Annotated in this window: 18 protein-coding genes; 8 read left to right on the forward strand and 10 right to left on the reverse strand. The window is 70.6% G+C overall.

What is annotated here, in order from left to right:
- Positions 1–41 precede the first annotated feature (41 nt).
- Genes AC07EJ_RS05375 through AC07EJ_RS05385 form a run of 3 tightly spaced genes read left to right on the forward strand, consistent with a single transcriptional unit; the run spans position 42 to position 3,526 of the window.
- The gene (locus tag AC07EJ_RS05375) at positions 42–1,355 is read left to right on the forward strand and encodes a multidrug effflux MFS transporter (protein WP_389476337.1); all 1,314 of its coding nucleotides are present in this window, start codon (positions 42–44) and stop codon (positions 1,353–1,355) included.
- Entirely contained in the window at positions 1,289–2,479 is a 1,191-nt protein-coding gene (locus AC07EJ_RS05380) for a serine hydrolase domain-containing protein (RefSeq protein WP_389475874.1), read from the forward strand. The genes AC07EJ_RS05375 and AC07EJ_RS05380 overlap by 67 nt, the downstream gene beginning before the upstream one ends.
- Positions 2,480–2,509: 30 nt before the next feature.
- Entirely contained in the window at positions 2,510–3,526 is a 1,017-nt protein-coding gene (locus tag AC07EJ_RS05385; protein WP_478883829.1) for a small ribosomal subunit Rsm22 family protein, read from the forward strand.
- Positions 3,527–3,575: 49 nt separating this feature from the next.
- On the opposite strand, the gene ddaH is transcribed toward AC07EJ_RS05385, so the two are convergent.
- Positions 3,576–4,409 carry a dimethylargininase gene (gene ddaH / locus AC07EJ_RS05390; RefSeq protein WP_478883830.1) on the reverse strand — a complete coding sequence of 278 codons (834 nt, stop codon included), beginning with the start codon at positions 4,407–4,409 and terminating at the stop codon, positions 3,576–3,578.
- Between the two features lie 164 nt (positions 4,410–4,573).
- Positions 4,574–4,756, reverse strand: a complete 183-nt coding sequence (locus tag AC07EJ_RS05395; RefSeq protein ID WP_389475868.1) for a DUF6243 family protein — start codon at positions 4,754–4,756, stop codon at positions 4,574–4,576.
- 158 nt (positions 4,757–4,914) lie between these two features.
- Between AC07EJ_RS05395 and AC07EJ_RS05400 the strand changes: the two genes are divergently transcribed.
- The gene (locus AC07EJ_RS05400) at positions 4,915–5,541 is read left to right on the forward strand and encodes a TetR/AcrR family transcriptional regulator (protein WP_389475866.1); all 627 of its coding nucleotides are present in this window, start codon (positions 4,915–4,917) and stop codon (positions 5,539–5,541) included.
- Here the strand turns inward: AC07EJ_RS05400 and AC07EJ_RS05405 are convergent.
- Positions 5,520–6,374 carry a glycerophosphodiester phosphodiesterase gene (locus AC07EJ_RS05405; protein WP_389475864.1) on the reverse strand — a complete coding sequence of 285 codons (855 nt, stop codon included), beginning with the start codon at positions 6,372–6,374 and terminating at the stop codon, positions 5,520–5,522. The genes AC07EJ_RS05400 and AC07EJ_RS05405 overlap by 22 nt on opposite strands.
- Before the next feature lie 180 nt (positions 6,375–6,554).
- Between AC07EJ_RS05405 and AC07EJ_RS05410 the strand changes: the two genes are divergently transcribed.
- A complete protein-coding gene (locus tag AC07EJ_RS05410; RefSeq protein ID WP_389476335.1) occupies positions 6,555–7,280 on the forward strand; it encodes a bifunctional DNA primase/polymerase in 726 nt (241 codons plus the stop codon).
- Between the two features lie 101 nt (positions 7,281–7,381).
- Here the strand turns inward: AC07EJ_RS05410 and AC07EJ_RS05415 are convergent, their stop codons facing one another.
- The 4 genes from AC07EJ_RS05415 to efeO all read right to left on the reverse strand — a co-directional run bounded on the left by AC07EJ_RS05415 (position 7,382) and on the right by efeO (position 11,774).
- On the reverse strand, positions 7,382–8,368 hold the full coding sequence (locus AC07EJ_RS05415) for an SCO2278 family lipoprotein (RefSeq protein ID WP_478883831.1): 987 nt from the start codon (positions 8,366–8,368) through the stop codon (positions 7,382–7,384).
- 69 nt (positions 8,369–8,437) lie between these two features.
- Positions 8,438–9,295 (reverse strand): iron uptake transporter permease EfeU, encoded by an 858-nt coding sequence (efeU, locus tag AC07EJ_RS05420; protein WP_478883832.1) that lies wholly within the window; start codon positions 9,293–9,295, stop codon positions 8,438–8,440.
- A gap of 7 nt (positions 9,296–9,302) precedes the next feature.
- Complete coding sequence (gene efeB / locus AC07EJ_RS05425; RefSeq protein WP_389475858.1) at positions 9,303–10,586, reverse strand: iron uptake transporter deferrochelatase/peroxidase subunit; 1,284 nt, start codon at positions 10,584–10,586, stop codon at positions 9,303–9,305.
- Positions 10,587–10,616: 30 nt separating this feature from the next.
- Entirely contained in the window at positions 10,617–11,774 is a 1,158-nt protein-coding gene (gene efeO / locus AC07EJ_RS05430; RefSeq protein WP_393582573.1) for an iron uptake system protein EfeO, read from the reverse strand.
- Between the two features lie 205 nt (positions 11,775–11,979).
- On the opposite strand from efeO, the gene AC07EJ_RS05435 reads away from it, so the two are divergent.
- Positions 11,980–12,621 carry a PhzF family phenazine biosynthesis protein gene (locus AC07EJ_RS05435; protein WP_389475854.1) on the forward strand — a complete coding sequence of 214 codons (642 nt, stop codon included), beginning with the start codon at positions 11,980–11,982 and terminating at the stop codon, positions 12,619–12,621.
- On the opposite strand, the gene AC07EJ_RS05440 is transcribed toward AC07EJ_RS05435, so the two are convergent.
- Together AC07EJ_RS05440 and map are read right to left on the reverse strand one after the other, a co-directional pair.
- Positions 12,622–13,272, reverse strand: coding sequence for a biliverdin-producing heme oxygenase (locus AC07EJ_RS05440; protein ID WP_389475852.1), 651 nt, complete (start codon positions 13,270–13,272; stop codon positions 12,622–12,624). It lies immediately after the preceding gene.
- A gap of 143 nt (positions 13,273–13,415) precedes the next feature.
- A complete protein-coding gene (gene map, locus AC07EJ_RS05445) occupies positions 13,416–14,273 on the reverse strand; it encodes a type I methionyl aminopeptidase (RefSeq protein WP_389475850.1) in 858 nt (285 codons plus the stop codon).
- A gap of 58 nt (positions 14,274–14,331) precedes the next feature.
- Between map and AC07EJ_RS05450 the strand changes: the two genes are divergently transcribed.
- A complete protein-coding gene (locus AC07EJ_RS05450; RefSeq protein ID WP_389475848.1) occupies positions 14,332–14,559 on the forward strand; it encodes a hypothetical protein in 228 nt (75 codons plus the stop codon).
- Between the two features lie 355 nt (positions 14,560–14,914).
- Here the strand turns inward: AC07EJ_RS05450 and AC07EJ_RS05455 are convergent, their stop codons facing one another.
- Positions 14,915–15,517: a hypothetical protein gene (locus tag AC07EJ_RS05455; RefSeq protein ID WP_478883833.1), complete on the reverse strand. Its 603-nt coding sequence runs from the start codon at positions 15,515–15,517 to the stop codon at positions 14,915–14,917.
- Between the two features lie 82 nt (positions 15,518–15,599).
- Here AC07EJ_RS05455 and AC07EJ_RS05460 point away from each other — a divergent pair, with 82 nt between their 5' ends.
- Positions 15,600–16,682, forward strand: a complete 1,083-nt coding sequence (locus AC07EJ_RS05460) for a sialidase family protein (RefSeq protein WP_389476333.1) — start codon at positions 15,600–15,602, stop codon at positions 16,680–16,682.
- Positions 16,683–16,686: the final 4 nt, after the last annotated feature.

A 16,686-nucleotide genomic window follows, 5' to 3' on the forward strand; every position in this document is an offset into this window, starting at 1 on the left:
AGAGCATAGGTAATCGAATGAACGACCGGGAGGGGAACCGCATGCCGGACCACGGCCGCCAGCACGCGCCCGCGCGCGAAGCGCAGCGCATACCCGAGGCACCACCCGTCGCGGGCCCCACGCTCACCGCCCGCCGCCGCACCGGCTTCCTGGTCACCCTCGTACTCGGCGGACTCACCGCCGTACCGCCGCTGTCCATGGACATGTACCTCCCGGCACTCCCGGAGGTCACCGGCGCCCTGCACACCTCGGCCGCCACCGCACAGCTCACCCTCACCGCCTGCCTCACCGGCATGGCGCTCGGGCAGCTCGCCGTCGGCCCGATGAGCGACAAGTGGGGCCGCAGGCGCCCCCTCCTCGTCGGCCTGCTCGTCTACATCGTCGCCACCGCCGTCTGCGCCCTCGCCCCCACGGCCCCGCTCCTCATCGGCTTCCGTCTGGTGCAGGGCCTCGCCGGGGCCGCCGGCATCGTGATCGCCCGAGCGGTCGTGCGCGACCTGTACGACGGCGTCGAGATGGCCCGCTTCTTCTCCACCCTCATGCTGATCTCCGGCGTCGCCCCGATCGTCGCGCCCCTCATCGGCGGCCAGGTCCTGCGGATCACGGACTGGCACGGCATCTTCGTCGTCCTCACCGCCGTCGGCATCGCGCTGACCGCCCTCGTCTGGAAGGGCCTGCCCGAGACGCTCGCCCCCGAACGGCGGCACAGCGGCGGCACGGCCGAGGCGCTGCGCACCATGCGCGGCCTCCTCGCCGATCGCGTCTTCACCGGCTACATGATCGCGGGCGGCTTCGCCTTCGCCGCGCTCTTCGCCTACATCAGCGCATCGCCGTACGTGGTCCAGGAGATCTACGGCGCCTCGCCCCAGACCTTCAGCCTCCTGTTCGGCATCAACTCCGTCGGCCTGATCGCCGTGGGCCAGATCAACGGCAAGCTCCTCGTCGGCCGCGTCAGCCTCGACAAGGCGCTCGCCGTCGGCCTCTGCGTCATCGCGCTCGCCTCCGCCGCGCTGCTGCTCATGGCGACCGGCGTCTTCGGCGACGTGGGACTCGTACCGATCGCGGCGGGACTGTTCGTCCTCATGTCCGCGATGGGCCTCGCCATGCCCAACACCAACGCCCTCGCCCTGATGCGCACCCCGCACGCCGCGGGCTCCGCCTCCGCGCTCCTCGGCACCTCCTCCTTCTTGGTCGGCGCCATCGCCTCACCGCTCGTCGGCATCGCGGGCGAGGACACCGCCGTCCCGATGGCCGTCGTCCAGCTGGCCTGCGCCCTGGCCGCCGTCGCATGCTTCTTGGGACTGTGCCGCCCCTGGCAGCGCGGGACCGAACCGACGCGGGAGGCGGAGCACTGAGTACCCCACGACTGCGCCCCGGCACCCCCGAACGCGCCGGGCTCGACGCCGACGAGCTGCGCCGCCTCGTCCAGGACGTGCGCGAACTGCCCCGCGGGGCGCGCCCCTGGTGCGCGGGCGCCGTCGTCCTCGCGGGCCGCGGCCCGGTCGTCGCCGCGCACGAGGCGGCGGGCTGGGCGATGCGCTACCTCGCCTACGACGAGACGGCCGACCGGGGCGTCGAGTTCCCGCCCGCGTCCCGCGTCCCCATGCGCCCCGACACGTCCTTCGACCTCGCCTCGCTCACCAAGCTCTTCACCACCGTCGCCGCCGTGCAGCAGCTGGAGCGCGGCACCCTCGGCATCGACGCGCGGGTGGGCGCCTACGTCCCCGAGTTCACCGCCGCCGCCGAGCACGACGTCACGATCCGCCAGCTCCTCACCCACACCTCGGGCCTGCGTCCCGAACTCCCGCTGTACGACTGCCCGGACGACGCGGCCCGCCTGACGGCCCTGCGCACCGAGGCCCCGTCGTCCCCACCCGGCGCGTACCTCTACTCCGACCTCAACATGCTGCTGCTCCAGCACGTCCTGGAGCGCCTCACCAACCGCCCCCTCGACGTCCTCGTGCGCGACGGCATCACCCGGCCCCTCGGCATGACCGCGACGGGCTTCGGCCCGCACCCCGGCGCCGCCGCCACCGAGGACCAGCGCCGCCCCTGGGCCAAGGCCGACCGGGGCCTCCTGCGCGGCACCGTCCACGACGAGAACGCCTGGGCGCTCGGCGGCGTCGCGGGTCACGCGGGTCTCTTCTCGACGGCGTACGACCTCGCGGTCCTGTGCCGCACCCTGCTCAACAGCGGCTCCTACGGCACGGCCCGTATCCTCGGCCCCGACTACGTCGAGCTGATGCTGACGGCGCCCGGCCTCGGCTTCCAGCTCGACCAGCCCCGGTTCATGGGCGAGCTCTCGGGCCGCGGCGCGGCGGGTCACTGCGGCTTCACCGGCACGTCGCTCGTCCTCGACCGCGCCACGGACACGTTCCTGATCCTCCTCGCGAACACGGTCCACCCGCGCCGCAGGCCCCCGCAGAACGGGCCGCGCGCTGCGGCGGCGACGCGTCTGGCCCGCGCCGTGGGCGCGTAGGCGGCCCCGCCGCGACCGTAGAATCAGGGGGTGAACGCCCCCCTGACCCCTTACTCGCAGACCTCCCCGGCCGACACCCTGCGCACGGCGCTCGCGGGGCTGCTCGACGGGCTGCCGCCCACGCAGGCGGCGCGCGCCGTCGAGCGGCTGATCGCGAGTTACCGGGGGAGCACCCCGACGGACGCGCCGATCCTGCGGGACCGTGCCGACGTCGCCGCCTACGCCGCGTACCGGATGCCCGCCACCTTCGAGGCGGTCCGCTCGGCGCTCGGCGCGCTGGCCGACGCGGCGCCCGAGGGCTGGACGCCCGGGAGCCAGGTCGACGTGGGCGGCGGGACGGGCGCCGCGGTCTGGGCCGTCGCCGACACCTGGGCGGGTGAGCGCCCGGTCACCGTCCTCGACTGGGCCGAGCCCGCCCTCGCCCTCGGGCGTGAACTGGCCGGTTCCTGTGACCGGTTGGCCTCCGCGCGGTGGCAGCGCTCGCGTATCGGATCGGCGCTCACCATCGAGAGCACCGACCTCGTGACGGTGTCGTACGTCCTCAAGGAGCTGACCGTCGACGACCGCCGCGCCGTCGTCGACGCCGCGGCCGCCGCCGCGAGCCCCGACGGGGCGGTGGTCGTCGTCGAGCCCGGCACCCCCGACGGCTACGAGCGGATCATCGAGGCGCGCCGGCGCCTGATCGACGCGGGATTCCACGTCGCCGCGCCCTGCCCGCACAGCGAGGCCTGCCCCATCGAGCCCGGCACCGACTGGTGCCACTTCTCGGCCCGTGTCAGCAGGTCGTCGCTGCACCGCCAGGTCAAGGGCGGATCACTCGCGTACGAGGACGAGAAGTTCAGCTACGTGGCCGCGACCCGGTTCGCCCCCGAGCGCCCGGCCGCCCGGATCACGCGCCGCCCCCAGATCCGCAAGGGCCAGGTGCTTCTGGATCTGTGCGAGGCGGAGGGCGCGCTGGGCCGCGAGACGGTGACGAAGCGGCACGGGCCGCTGTACCGGGCGGCCCGTGACGCGGACTGGGGAGACGCCTGGCCTCCGGCCTCATAGGGGGCGTGGGCGCGAGCAGCCACGGATCCCCCGTACCCGGCGAACCAGCTCAGAACCGGAGCTCCTGGCCGCGAAGCTCAGACGTGCAGCACTTCACGCTGCCGCCGCCCTTCAGCAGCTCCGAGAGGTCCATCCCGAGGGGCTCGAACCCGCGCGCCCGCAGCGGCTCGAACAGGCCGACGGCCGCCTGCGGAAGCAGCACGTGCAGGCCGTCCGACACGGCGTTCAGACCGAACGCCGCGGCGTCCCGCGCCGTGGCGGTCAGCGCATCGGGGAAGAGCCGTTCGAGGACGGCCCGGCTCCCCAGCGAGAACGCGTCCGGGTAGTACATGACCTCGTCCGCCGCGTCGTCGAGGACCGCGAGCGCGGTGTCCAGGTGGTAGTAGCGCGGGTCGATCAGATCGAGGCCGACGACCGGGCGGCCGAAGAACTCCTGTGCCTCGGCGTGCGCGAGCGGACTGGAGCGGAAGCCCCGCCCGGCCAGGACGTACGAGGCGGTGACCGCGAAGTCGCCCTCGCCCTCGTTGATGTGGACGGGCTCGTGGACCGCCGCGTAGCCGCGCTCCCTGAACCAGCACAGGTGTGCCGCGGCCTCGGCGGTGCGCTGGGGGTGAGCGAAGCGGGCCCCGAGAACCCGTCCGTCGACGACGGTCGCGCCGTTCGCCGCGAAGACCATGTCGGGCAGGCCGGGGAGGGGTTCGAGCTCGTCGACGCGGTGACCGAGCGAGCGGTAGCGGTCCCGCAGGTCCTCCCACTGCGCCAGCGCGAGCGGGACGTCGACCGGCTTGGCGGGATCCATCCAGGGGTTGATGGAGTAGGTGACTTCGAAGTGTGCCGGTGGGCACATCAGGTAACGCCGGGGTGTGGCGCTTCGACCAGGCAATGAGGGCTCCTCACGACCGCAGTGGCAGATGCGCCCATGGTGCGGTGTGAGGAGCCCGTACCGCTGTGCACCGAACGGGTGGTTGCCTCTGAGTCACCGGCCGGCGTGCCACCGGCCCGTGATCCGCCGCATTCACCACCACCCCCGGCCCCGTTCTCACCGCGTCACGAAGCCTCGCCCGCCGCGCGCTCCTCCCGGAGCCTGCGCAGCAGCTCCCGCTTCTGCGCCTGCGGGTCGAGCCCGCCGCCGACCCGGCCGCCGCGGCCGCCGCCGCGCAGGGTCTTGCGGGAGAGATTGCTCCGCGTGCCGCCGACGCCCAGCATGTTCCCGGATCCACCTCGGCTCATCGTGGTCTCCCTTCGAATGTGCTGTCCCGGGCGGGAGTTGGACCACCCGGAGCGAGACGGTTCGTCTCGCCAACGAGGTCTACTCTCGGCGAGACGGACCGTCTTGTCAATAGGATTGAGACGGTACGTCTCGCCTCGTTCGCTGCTACATTCGAGCCATGGCCCAGAAGACCGCCCCTGACTCCAATCGCCGCAGCGAGCGCTCGCGCCGCGCGATCTACGACGCCGCCCTCGCCCTCGTCGGTGAGATCGGCTACCCCAAGACCACCATCGAGGGCATCGCCGCCCGCGCGGGTGTGGGCAAGCAGACGATCTACCGCTGGTGGTCCTCCAAGGCGGAGGTACTCATGGAGGCCTTCATCGACCTCGGCGCCCAGGCCGCGGAGGCGGCCGGAGCGGGCGACTGGACGGAGGCGGACGGCATCCCGGACACCGGCGACGTGGAAGCCGACCTCAAGGCCGTCCTGCGCGCCACGGTCGACGAGCTGCTCGACCCCCGCTACGACGCCCCGGCCCGCGCCCTCGCCGCCGAGGGCGTCGCCAACCCGGCCTTCAGCGAGGAGTTCGTCGGCCGCCTTCTGCTGCCCTCGCTCGAGCTCTACGTACGCCGGCTGCGCGCCGCCCAGGAGGCCGGCCAGATCCGCGCCGACGTCGACCCGTACATCGCCCGCGACCTGTTCAGCGCGCCGCTGGCCCAGCGCTGGCTCCAGGGCACCGGCCCCCTGAACCACGCCTACGCCGACACCCTCGTCGAGTACGCCCTCTACGGGATCGGCCCGCGCTGACCCGCGCCCGCACGTTCGGCAGGGGTGCGGGCCAGCAGGCCCGGCGCGTCCGAGATCACGCCGTTGCAGCCGAGCCGCAGCACCCGGTCCCGCTGCCGTGGCGAGTCCACCGTGTGCGCCCACACCCGCGGGATCCCGGACCGCACGGCCCGTACGAGATCGGCGTCGCGCGCCTTGTAGTCCACGTCGAGCAGGTCGACGAAACGGGCCCAGCGCGCCGGGCGGTCCGTGCGCATCTGCACCTTCGTGCGCCACAGCTGCGCGGTGAGGCCCATGCGGTGGGCGCGCAGGGCGACATCCGGGTCGTTGGAGTTCACGAAGACCGACCGGGTCAGGCCCCGGCGGTGGATCATCGCGGAGAGCCCGCCCAGGCTCGCCGGGTCCTTCGCCTCCAGCATCAGCACGGTGCGCCCGCCGAGACGGTCGAGCACCTCGGCGGCCGTCGGCAGCGGCTCGGCGCGCCAGCGGCCCGGCAGCGAGGCCTTCGGGCGCATCCGCACGCGGGCCCACTGCCGCGCGTCGATCCTGTTCGCCGGGCCCGTCGTGTTCGTCGTGCGGTCCAGCGTCGGGTCGTGCAGGACCACGATCGTGCCGTCGCGCAGCATCCGGGTGTCGAAGTCGAGGACCTGCGCGGTGCCGCGCCGGTAGGCGGCCGTCAGGCCCGACATGCTGTTCTCCGGGACCTCCAGGGCGCCGCCGCGGTGTGCCGTGTAGACGATGCCGCGGAGGCTGCCGACGGTCAGGGGGGCGGTGCCCCACTCGAGGGGGGAGAGGACCAGCGGGGTGAGGGCCAGGAGCCCGCCGAGGCTCGTCAGCGCAGTCCGTGTGACCATGCCGACCACGGTAGGCGGGCAAATCACCGTAAAGTCGCTAATGACACCCGATTATCTTCCGCGCCTCGTATCGCTCGGCATCGCCCCGGGTACCCCGGATGTGGACTGTGGCCACCCGCGGCGCAGGATGGTGCGACCATGGGACATGCTTCTCGGTACTACGGCGAGGTGAGGGGATTGATGGGCGCGGAGTACGGCCGCCGGTCCGGCGGACAGGGCAGGATCTCCCAGTGGCTGCGTGCCAGGCGTCCCAAGGAGGCCGAGGGCGACGGCGGCCGCGAGGCGCTGCTCCTGGCCGCGGCCGACGCGGGACTGCCGCTCGCACCCGCCGCGTACCCCACCGACTACCGGTGTTCGTGCAGCCGCATCGGCTGTCCCACGCCCGGCAGGCACCCCGTCTCGTTCGCCTGGCAGACGCAGTCCACGACGGACCGCAGCCAGATCGAGCGCTGGGCCAGGCATCAGCCGCAGGCCAACTTCGTCACCGCGACCGGCATGGTCCACGACGTCCTCGACGTCCCCCTGGAGGCCGGCCGCGAGGCCTTGGAGCGCCTGCTGGCGGAAGGCATCGACGTCGGCCCCGTCGCGGAGTCCGGCGGCGACCGCATGCTCTTCTTCACCGCCACCCGCGGCACCCCCGAGGACGAGGACGAGTGGTGGCCCTGTGAGCTGGACTGCCACCCGGAGACCCTGGAGGAGCACCCCGGCCTGCGCTGGCACTGCCGCGGCAGTTACGTCCCCGTGCCGCCCGCCCGGCTCCCCGGTGACCTGACCGTCGACTGGCTGCGCGGCCTCGAACACCCGCTGCCCGACCCGCTCACCCTGCTCGAAGCCCTCACCGACGCCTGCGCGCGCTACGTGGGCGAGGAGAAGGACTTCACGGAAGCCTGGCCCTCGCGCGGCTGACCCACCCGCGCGCAGGGCCGTCAGCGCACAGCCGCCCCTGCGCCGACCCGGCCTGAAAAGCCGCCCACACGCCGACAAGGCCTGGCTGCCCTTCGGCGCGTCTAGCTGCCCTTAGCGCCCGTGAGGCCCTCGAGCCGGGTCAGAATCTCGACGTCGCCTCCGCCGGCCGGCTCGAGGCCGATCTGGTTCGAGATCCGCTCCAGCGTCAGCGACTGCTTCACGTCGCCGGTCATCAGGGCCTTCACGTTCTCGTTGTCGACCGTGATGCTCAGGCCCTTGGACGCCGTCTGCTTCTCGTAGTGGTGCGTCGCGAAGAACACCAGCGCCCCGCCGTCCGCGGTCCGCAGACCCAACGGCGCGTAGTCGCCCGACGCCATCGGCTCGTCGACGTACTGCCGGGCGAGACCCGGACGGCTCGCGTTCTTCTCCCGAGTGGTCCGCCACTGCGACGTGTGCCGGCCCGGCGCGAAACCGTCCCCGCCGTCCTTCAGATACGTCGCGTACTTCCGGCTCATGTCCCCGGGCGCCACCGCGAGCCCCGCGGCGTCCGCCGCCACCGGCTGCGCCCAGCCGTCCTTGTCCTTCTTGAACTCGGGGACATCGCTGGGCGTCATGAGCGTCAGATACGACACCTGCCACGGCCGGTTCACATCGTCGCGGGTGAAGACCAGCATCCACCGGAAGTCACCGGCCCGGTTGGCCTTGGTGTCCGCGACGAACCAGCGCGGCCAGCCCGCCTTCTTGGGGATGGTGAACTCGGCGTCCGACAGCTCCAGATCCGAGTGGTTCCGGTTGCCGTCGGGGTGATTGACGTGCCCGGCCTTCAGCTTGGCCGCGTCGATCGCGCCGAGCGCGCCCGTCACATGGTCCTCGTCGAGTGACGCGTCGTACGCCTTGTCGGCCTTGTTGTACGCGGCGGTGAAATCCTTCAGGGCGCGGGCGGCCTCGGCCTTGGTGGCCGCCGGGAGGACCTCCCGCTCCCCGTGCACCGTCACGCACCCGCTCGCCGTCAGCGCCACGGCGGTCGCGAGGGACACCGCCGTCACCGGCTTCCTGAGACCACGAGGCCTGCGGAGGAGCTTGCTCATCGGTTGTCTTCACCTTCCCCTTCCCGGGTCCGAACCCTATCGGGGAGGGGAGCGGCGGATGCGTCCGGATCAGGCTTTGACGGACTCACGGGACGCAGGCGCCTCGGGCTTCGGCTTCCTGGACAGGAAACCGGACGGCGCGAAGAACACCGTGAGCGTCACGACCAAGTACAGCAGCCAGACGACGACTTGGAGGACCGTCGGATCAGGCTGGAAGTTGAACACGCCCTTCAGGAGCGTGCCGTACCAGCTGTCCGGCGGAATCGTGTCGCTGATGTCGAACGCCGTGCTGGACAGACCGCCCAGGAACTGCGCCTCCTGAAGGTCGTGCACGCCGTACGCGAGGACGCCCGCCGCCACGACGACCAGCATGCCGCCGGTCCACGTGAAGAACTTCGCCAGGTTGATCCGCAGGGCGCCCCGGTAGAACAGCCAGCCGAGGACGACCGCCGTCAGCAGACCCAGCAGGACGCCGATGAGCGGCCCGTGCGTGCCGTCGTTGGACGCGCGCACCGAAGCCCACACGAACAGGGCGGTCTCAAGCCCCTCACGGCCGACCGCGAGGAACGCCGTCGCCACCAGCGCGGCGGTACCCATCTGCAGCGCGGCGTCCAGCTTGCCGTGCAGCTCGGCCTTCAGATGCCGCGCCGTGCGCCGCATCCAGAAGACCATCCACGTCACCAGGCCCACGGCGACGATCGACAGCGAACCGCCGAGCGCCTCCTGCGCCTCGAACGTCAGCTCCTGCGAGCCGAAGGTCAGCGCGAACCCGAAGCCGAGCGCCACGGCGACGGCGATGCCGATGCCGATCCAGATGGGACGCAGGGCATCCCGCCGGTCCGTCTTCACCAGATACGCGATGAGAATGCAGACGACGAGAGAGGCTTCAAGTCCCTCGCGCAGACCGATCAGATAGTTGCCGAACATCGTGTCCTCATGCCTCCTTGGAGAACAGCGCCCGGCCCCACCAGTCGCCCGAGTCCCGGACGCCCGGCGGGACGGCGAAGACGGCCGAACCCACGTGCTGGATGTACTCGTTGAGCGCGTCACTGCGCGACAGGTTCCGCTGCACGCGGATGAACCCCTTGCGCACGTCCTTCTGGTAGGCCAGGAAGAACAGACCGGCCTCCAGACGGCCGAGACCGTCCGTGCCGTCGGTGAAGGAGTAGCCGCGGCGCAGGATGGTCGCCCCCGCGTTGGAGTCGGGGTGCGCGAGCCGCACGTGCGCGTCCGGCTTCATCGCCTTCAGGAACGGCTCGTCGCGCTCCTTGGCCTTGCCGACCGGGGCGCCCTCGCCCTTGTCGCGGCCGAAGACGTCCTCCTGCTCCTGGAGCGACGTACGGTCCCAGGTCTCGATGTTCATGCGGATGCGCCGGGCGACGAGGTACGAACCCCCGGTCATCCAGGCCGAGTCGGCGTCCGTGTCCTTGGTGCCGACCCACACGTGCTCGTCGAGGCGGGCGGTCTCGGTGCCGGCGATGTTGCGGGTGCCGTCCTTGAAGCCCATCAGGTTGCGCGGGGTCTGCGCGTCCGGGGTCGTCGACGAGGTCTTGCCGAAGCCGAGCTGGGACCAGCGGATGGCGACCTTGCCGAAGCCGATCCTGGCGAGGTTGCGGATGGCGTGCACGGCGATCTGCGGATCGTCGGCGCAGGCCTGAATGCACAGATCACCGTCGCTGCGCGCCTTGTCGAGATTGTCGCCGGGGAACCTCGGCAGGTCGACGAGAGCCTCCGGCCGCCGGTCCCCGAGCCCGAACTTCTCGAACAGGGACGGGCCGAAACCGATGGTGAGGGTGAGCCGGGACGGCTTGAGGCCGAGCGCCTCGCCCGTGTCGTCCGGCGGCGCCTCGGGCAGCCCGCCATAAGCGCCCTCGCCGACCGCGTGCCCCTCCGTCATGCGGGACGCGGCCTTCGTCCAGTCCTTCAGGAGCTGCACGAACTCGTCGCGGTCGTCGGTCTTCACGTCGAACGACGCGAAGTGCAGACGGTCCTGGACGGCGGTGGCGATACCGGCCTGGTGCGCGCCGTGGAAGGAAACCGCGCCGCCCGAGTCGGCGACCGGCTGCGGATCGTCGCCGGTCCGCGTGACGGCGACGGCGCCTCCCGCGGCGGCGGCCCCGAGCGCGAGCCCGGCCCCGCCGACCGCGAGCACCGAACGCCGCGACGGCGTACGGGAGTTGTCCGAGCCGACGGAGGCGTCGGCCGTGGTGTCCGTCATCCCTGACCCCTTACCTGCGAACCCGGAGCGCTACTTGACGACGACGGCGGCGGCGAGCTTGGACAGCGGCTCCGCGAGCGCGTTCACCGCGTCCGAGAGCTCCTTGCGGTCCGCCTTGCCGACCTTGTCGTAGGAGGTGAACTCGTAGGAGGTCTTGTCCTTGCGGTACTTGTCGAGCAGCGTGTCCAGAGCGGCGAACTGCTTGTCGAGCTCCTTCGTCAGCGCGGCGTCGTTCTCCGCGGCGACGGGCTTGAGCAGGTCGTACGCCTTCTCGGCACCCTCGACGTTGGCCTTGAAGTCGACGAGGTCGGTGTGCGAGTAGCGCTCTTCCTCGCCGGTGACCTTGCCGGTGGCGACCTCGTCGAGGAGCTCCTTGGCGCCGTTGGCCATGGAGGTCGGCGTGATGTCCGCCTTGCCGACGCGGGTCTGCCAGTCCTTCAGGTCCTTGTCGAGCTGCGTCGCCAGCTCCTTCTCCCGCGAGCCGATCTTCTTGTCCTGCCACAGCGCCTTCTCCAGGCGGTGCCAGCCGGTCCAGTCGGTCTTCGGGTCCTGCCCCTCCTCCAGGCCGTCCGCGCGGACGTCGACCTTCGGGTCGATGTCACCGAAGGACTCGGCGACGGGCTCGGTGCGCTCCCAGCCGATACGGGACGGCGCGTACGCGGCCTGCGCGGCCTTCAGGTCACCCTTGCGCACGGCGTCCGTGAACGTCGTGACCTTGGGCAGCGTCTCGTCGGCCTGCTCCTGCGCGTACGTCCGGTAGGCGGCGACGGCCTTGTCCAGGCGGGGGTCACGCTTGACGGCCTTGCCGCCGGTGACGGTCACCTTCTGCCGGATGCCGTCGCCCTTCATGCCGGGCTTGCAGGCGATCTCGTACGAGCCGGCCTTCACCTCGGCGGTGAGCTTCTGCTTGGTGCCGGGGCCGATGTTCTCGCGCTCACTGACGATCCGGTCGTCCGGGAACAGGACGTAGACCTCGGTGACCTTGGAGCCCTTGTTCTCGATCGACAGCTCGACATGGCCGGCCGGGAGCTCGGTCCTGGAGACGTCGCACTTGTCGTCCGTGGCCGTGACCTCGACGACGTGGTCGCCACCGGACTTGGCGTCGCTCTTCTGGGTGCAGCCCGTGACGGCGGCCAGGGTCGCCGCGGTGGCGGCGGCGGTGACAACAGTGAGTCGGACGGCTCGCATGCGGGCTCCAAGACGTGAGGCACAGTGAGTGAGGCGGACCTAACTTAACCGAGGCTTACCTGAGTGCTACCCATGGGTCCAGTGATTCAGCTCTCACGAAATGACGCCGATCGCGCCTCGGATACAAGCGACCCATGGGCGACCCGTAGAACGGCAAACGAAAGGCAAAAACCCGCCACCCCCCACCGGATGATTGACTGTCCCGGTGACGGACTACGACGTGCTCCGAGTCTTCTGCGGCCCCCACGGCGACCACGGCAATGAGCTCGCAGTCGTACGCGAAGGAAGCGACGTCCCCGACAGGGACGAGCGGCAGGCCCTGGCCGCGAAGCTGGGCTTCAGCGAGACGGTGTTCGTGGACGACCCCGAGCGCGGCGTCATCGACATCTACACACCGACCACGCGCCTGCCCTTCGCCGGACACCCCTGCGTGGGCACGGCCTGGCTCCTTGACGTACCCGAACTGGTCACGCCCGCAGGCGTGGTGGGCGCGCGGCTGGACGGCGAGTTCACCTGGATCGAGGCGCGACCGGAGTGGGCACCGCCCCGAACGCTGCGCCAGTACGACTCGGCGGCGGAAGTGGAGGAACTCCAGGTCCCCCCGCCGGGAGAGTGGATCTACGCCTGGGCGTGGGAGGACGCGGCGGCGGGAAGGGTGCGGGCCCGAGCGTTCCCGGGCAGGAACGACGGAATCGACGAGGACGAGGCGACGGGGGCGGCGGCACTACTGCTCACGGCGCAACTGAACAGGGCTCTGAACATCACCCAGGGCAAAGGCTCCCAAATCCTCACGGCACCCCAGCCCGACGGATTGATCGAAGTGGGCGGCAGGGTCCGCCTCACCTGATCAAGCGGCGCTGCTGAACTCCTCGCCAAGAGCCTTGAAGACGGCGGTGTTGAGAGCGAACGCCCGCTTGCACTCGGCCACGATGCGCTGCTTCTCCAGATCATCGGCGAGAACGTCATCGAGCAGGGCGCGATAACTGCGCTTGAAACTGGCGGGATTCGCGATCCCCTCAAAAACATAGAACCGCACACCGTCGCCCTTGCGGGCGAAGCCCCAGTTCTTCTCGGCCTTGTCGCGAATGATCTGCCCACCGGACAGATCTCCCAGGTACCGGGTGTAGTGATGGGCGACATAGCCCCCGGGCCAGTCGCGGGCGCACTCGGCGACGCGCGAGGCGTAGGCCTGCGTGGCCGGCAGAGCGGAAACGCCGTCGCGCCAGCCGGCCCCCCGCAGATGCGCCAGATCCCGCTCGATGGCAGGGATCCGAAGCAACTCGGGCTGTATGAACGGACCGGCCACAGCAGACCCTTCCAGCTGCCCCACGACGCCCTCCAATGCCCGGTAGACGAACCAGAGTTGCTCGGTGTAACGGGCGTAGGCCTCGACGCCGAGGGCTCCGCCGAGAAGGTCGCTCATGAACGTGGTGCTCTCGGCCTCTGTGTGCTGCTCGTGAGAGGCGGTGCGGATCAGGGTGGAGAACGGCGTATCCATGAAGCCTCCAGACCAGTAAACTTAGGCTTGCCTAACCTAGCACCTTCCCGACACCGTGTCGGTAAAAACGCTACCCCGATCACCTGCCGGGGCAACACAAAAGGCCCGCCCCACACAGGGACGGGCCAGGAGGCGGAACCGGATCAGGGCAGAGTGAGAATCTCCGTACCGGAATCAGTCACGACAAGGGTGTGCTCGAACTGAGCGGTCCGCTTGCGGTCCTTGGTCACCACGGTCCACCCGTCGTCCCACATGTCGTACTCGTGGGTGCCGAGCGTGAGCATCGGCTCGATGGTGAAGGTCATCCCGGGCTGGATGACGGTGGTGGCGTGCGGGCTGTCGTAGTGCGGAATGATCAGGCCGGAGTGGAACGACGAGTTGATCCCGTGCCCGGTGAAGTCCCGCACGACGCCGTACCCGAAGCGCTTCGCGTACGACTCGATGACACGGCCGATGATGTTGATCTGACGCCCGGGGCGCACGGCCTTGATGGCCCGGTCGAGAGACTCCCGGGTCCGCTCGACGAGAAGCCGGGACTCCTCGCCGACATCACCGACCAGATAGGTCGCGTTGTTGTCGCCGTGAACACCGCCGATGTACGCAGTGACATCAAGGTTGATGATGTCGCCGTCGTTCAGAACGGTGGAATCGGGGATCCCGTGGCAGATGACCTCGTTGACGGAGGTGCACAGCGACTTCGGGAAGTTGCGGTAGCCGAGGGTCGAGGGGTACGCGCCGTGGTCGCACATGTACTCGTGCGCGATGCGGTCGAGCTCGTCCGTGGTCACGCCGGGCGCGATGGCCTTGGCGGCCTCCGCCATCGCCCGCGCCGCGATCCGGCCGGCGAGACGCATGGCCTCGACCGTCTCGGGGGTCTGGACCTCCGGACCCTTGTACGGCGTCGGCGCGGGCTTGCCCACGTACTCGGGACGCCGGATGTTTCCGGGTACGGAACGAATGGGAGAGAGCTCCCCTGGTGCGAGCAGCGACTGACCAGACATGCCAGCGAGTGTATCGAGCGGCTGTGGGGGACCATGGTCATGGCGAGAGGAGCCGCAGATGGCCCTGTTCAAGAGGCGGACCGTCGGGAAGCCCGGCGAGTGGTACTACTGCCTGGAGCACCAGAAGGTCGAAGAGGGGCCGGACTGCCCCAACAAGGACCGTTTCGGCCCGTACGCGTCGCGCGCCGAGGCAGAACACGCGATGGAGACGGCGCGTGAACGAAACCTCGAGTGGGAGACCGACCCCAAGTGGCACGACGCCAAGGGCGAGGACGACAAAACCTGACACCGCCGAGGGGCGCCCGGCACTGACCCGCGTACAGGCCGGCCGCCCCCACCGGACCGCCGACAGGGAGTGGAGCCCCACCGGGCCGTCGGCCGCGTACGAAACGGGAGGGGCCGTGGGGGCATGTGCGCGCGGAGCCACCAGCACCACGTACAGGCAATTTGGCTGGGCAGCGATGCCCCATAGAACAGCGAGCACGTACATGCCCCCACGGCCTCGCACCCAAAAACGCACCTGAGCAACCCACACCGAGCCCGCACCTGAGCAGCCCACACCGAGCCCGCACCTGAGCAGCCCGCATCGAGCCCGCACCCAAAAACGCGCCCGAGCTCACCCCCGCTTCAAGTGACGACCGCTACCACCCCGCAGGCGGCGGCGAAGTCAGATGATCCGTGAGACGGGACAGCCGATCACGGAAGCGCCGCCGGGGCCCCCGGACCCCACCGCCGACGGGATTCTCGCCCGCGGCAGCGCTGACCAGGTGCTGCGCCGTATCGAGGTCGAGATCGGGCCCGGGTGTGAGCGCCTCGTGAGCCATGGCATGCAGATCACGGTCACCCGAGTCGATGGCCAGAACCGTGGCCCCCGCCCGCCGAGCGTCATGCACCCGCTCCAGCAACTCCTCACCCGGCGCCCCGGGCGCCACAACGAGCAGCGTCTCGCCCCGCCGAGCCGCCTCGATCCGGCCGAGCCCCACGGCAAGATGGGCCGGATCCCCGGCCCCCGCCCGATGGCGCACGAGCGTGGGCGACAGCTCGGGCATGCCGGACCAGGCGGCCTCGTCCACGAGATGCGCCGCGAGATGCCACGGCTCGTACTCCGGCGTACCCACAAGAAGCAGACCACCCCCATGCGGCACCACGGAGGTCCGCAGCGCACCGGCGAAGCGGCGCGCGGCGCCCAGCCACTCGGTCCCGGCGAGCACTTCCCGCAGCAGTGCGACCCGTACGGCGTCCATGCCTGCGCATACTGCCTCAACAGTGAACTCGTCAGGCCGAGTTCACCGGGAATTCCCTCTGGGTGGGGAGGGATGGGGGGTGCTGACTGAGACGTCTGTTCCCTTCCGCGCGGGGCGCGAGGGATACGCGAGCTTCCGGATCCCCGCAGCTGTCACGACACGCTCCGGCGTGCTGCTCGCGTTCTGCGAGGGGCGAGTGGGATCGAGGGAGGACTACGGGAACATCGACGTGGTCCTGAAGAGATCTACGGACGGCGGCCGCACCTGGGACCCGCTCCAGGTGGTGGCGGCGAACGGCGACGACCTGGCGGGAAACCCGGCGCCAGTGGTGCTGGACACGGGAAGGGTCCTGATCGTCCACGTACGGAACGCGGCAAGCGCCACGGAAACAGCGATCAGACGGGGCGAGGTCGAGCCCGAGGACGGGCGCCGCGTCTGGGTGCAGCACAGCGACGACGAGGGACTGACCTGGTCGGCACCCAGGGAGATCACGGCACAGGCGAAGAACAAGGACTGGCGCTGGTACGCCACAGGCCCGGGCCACGCGATCCAAACACAGAGCGGACGAGTGGTGGTACCGGCCAACCACTCACTCCCGCCCGCCGGAAGCGACACCGGCACGGAGGGAAAGTACGACGGCGGTCACTGCCTGCTCAGCGACGACAGGGGCAGGACCTGGCGACTCGGCTACGTGGACGACCACCCGGACGGCTATGTGAACGTGAACGAGACGGCCACGGTCGAACTGGCCGACGGGCGGCTGTACTTCAACGCCCGCAATGACTCACCAGCGCCGGGCACGAGGGCGGACGCGACGTCGCGGGACGGCGGCGAGAGCCTGGTGAAGGCGTTCCGGCCGCAGGCGGGCCTGGTGGGCCCGGTGGTGGAGGGGAGCCTGCTGAGGCTGGGGGAGGTGCTGCTGTTCGCGGGCCCGGCGGACCCCGGGTTCAGGGCGCTGATGACGGTGCGTGCGAGTGAGGACGAGGGCGTGACATGGCGGGTCGCCCACACGGTCGACGGCCTGCCCGCGGCCTACTCCGACCTCGTACGGATTGACGCCTCGACGGTCGGACTCCTCTACGAGACAGGAGACTTCAGCGCCTACGAGACGATCACGTTCAGACGGATCCCGGCCGCCGCGCTCCTGGGCGACAGGCCTGAGTAAGGTC

The organism is Streptomyces sp. NPDC045026, assembly GCF_056432625.1.

Coding starts and splice junctions, on each gene's coding strand:
- AC07EJ_RS05375 (WP_389476337.1), top strand. CDS start 42: ATGCCGGACCACGGCCGCCAGCACGCGCCCGCGCGCGAAGCGCAGCGC.
- AC07EJ_RS05380 (WP_389475874.1), top strand. CDS start 1,289: ATGCTTCTTGGGACTGTGCCGCCCCTGGCAGCGCGGGACCGAACCGAC.
- efeB (WP_389475858.1), bottom strand. CDS start 10,586: ATGACGGACACCACGGCCGACGCCTCCGTCGGCTCGGACAACTCCCGT.
- map (WP_389475850.1), bottom strand. CDS start 14,273: ATGTCTGGTCAGTCGCTGCTCGCACCAGGGGAGCTCTCTCCCATTCGT.
- AC07EJ_RS05395 (WP_389475868.1), bottom strand. CDS start 4,756: ATGAGCCGAGGTGGATCCGGGAACATGCTGGGCGTCGGCGGCACGCGG.
- efeU (WP_478883832.1), bottom strand. CDS start 9,295: ATGTTCGGCAACTATCTGATCGGTCTGCGCGAGGGACTTGAAGCCTCT.
- efeO (WP_393582573.1), bottom strand. CDS start 11,774: ATGCGAGCCGTCCGACTCACTGTTGTCACCGCCGCCGCCACCGCGGCG.
- AC07EJ_RS05410 (WP_389476335.1), top strand. CDS start 6,555: ATGGGCGCGGAGTACGGCCGCCGGTCCGGCGGACAGGGCAGGATCTCC.
- AC07EJ_RS05455 (WP_478883833.1), bottom strand. CDS start 15,517: ATGGACGCCGTACGGGTCGCACTGCTGCGGGAAGTGCTCGCCGGGACC.
- AC07EJ_RS05415 (WP_478883831.1), bottom strand. CDS start 8,368: ATGAGCAAGCTCCTCCGCAGGCCTCGTGGTCTCAGGAAGCCGGTGACG.
- AC07EJ_RS05450 (WP_389475848.1), top strand. CDS start 14,332: ATGGCCCTGTTCAAGAGGCGGACCGTCGGGAAGCCCGGCGAGTGGTAC.
- AC07EJ_RS05440 (WP_389475852.1), bottom strand. CDS start 13,272: ATGGATACGCCGTTCTCCACCCTGATCCGCACCGCCTCTCACGAGCAG.
- AC07EJ_RS05400 (WP_389475866.1), top strand. CDS start 4,915: ATGGCCCAGAAGACCGCCCCTGACTCCAATCGCCGCAGCGAGCGCTCG.
- AC07EJ_RS05405 (WP_389475864.1), bottom strand. CDS start 6,374: ATGGTCACACGGACTGCGCTGACGAGCCTCGGCGGGCTCCTGGCCCTC.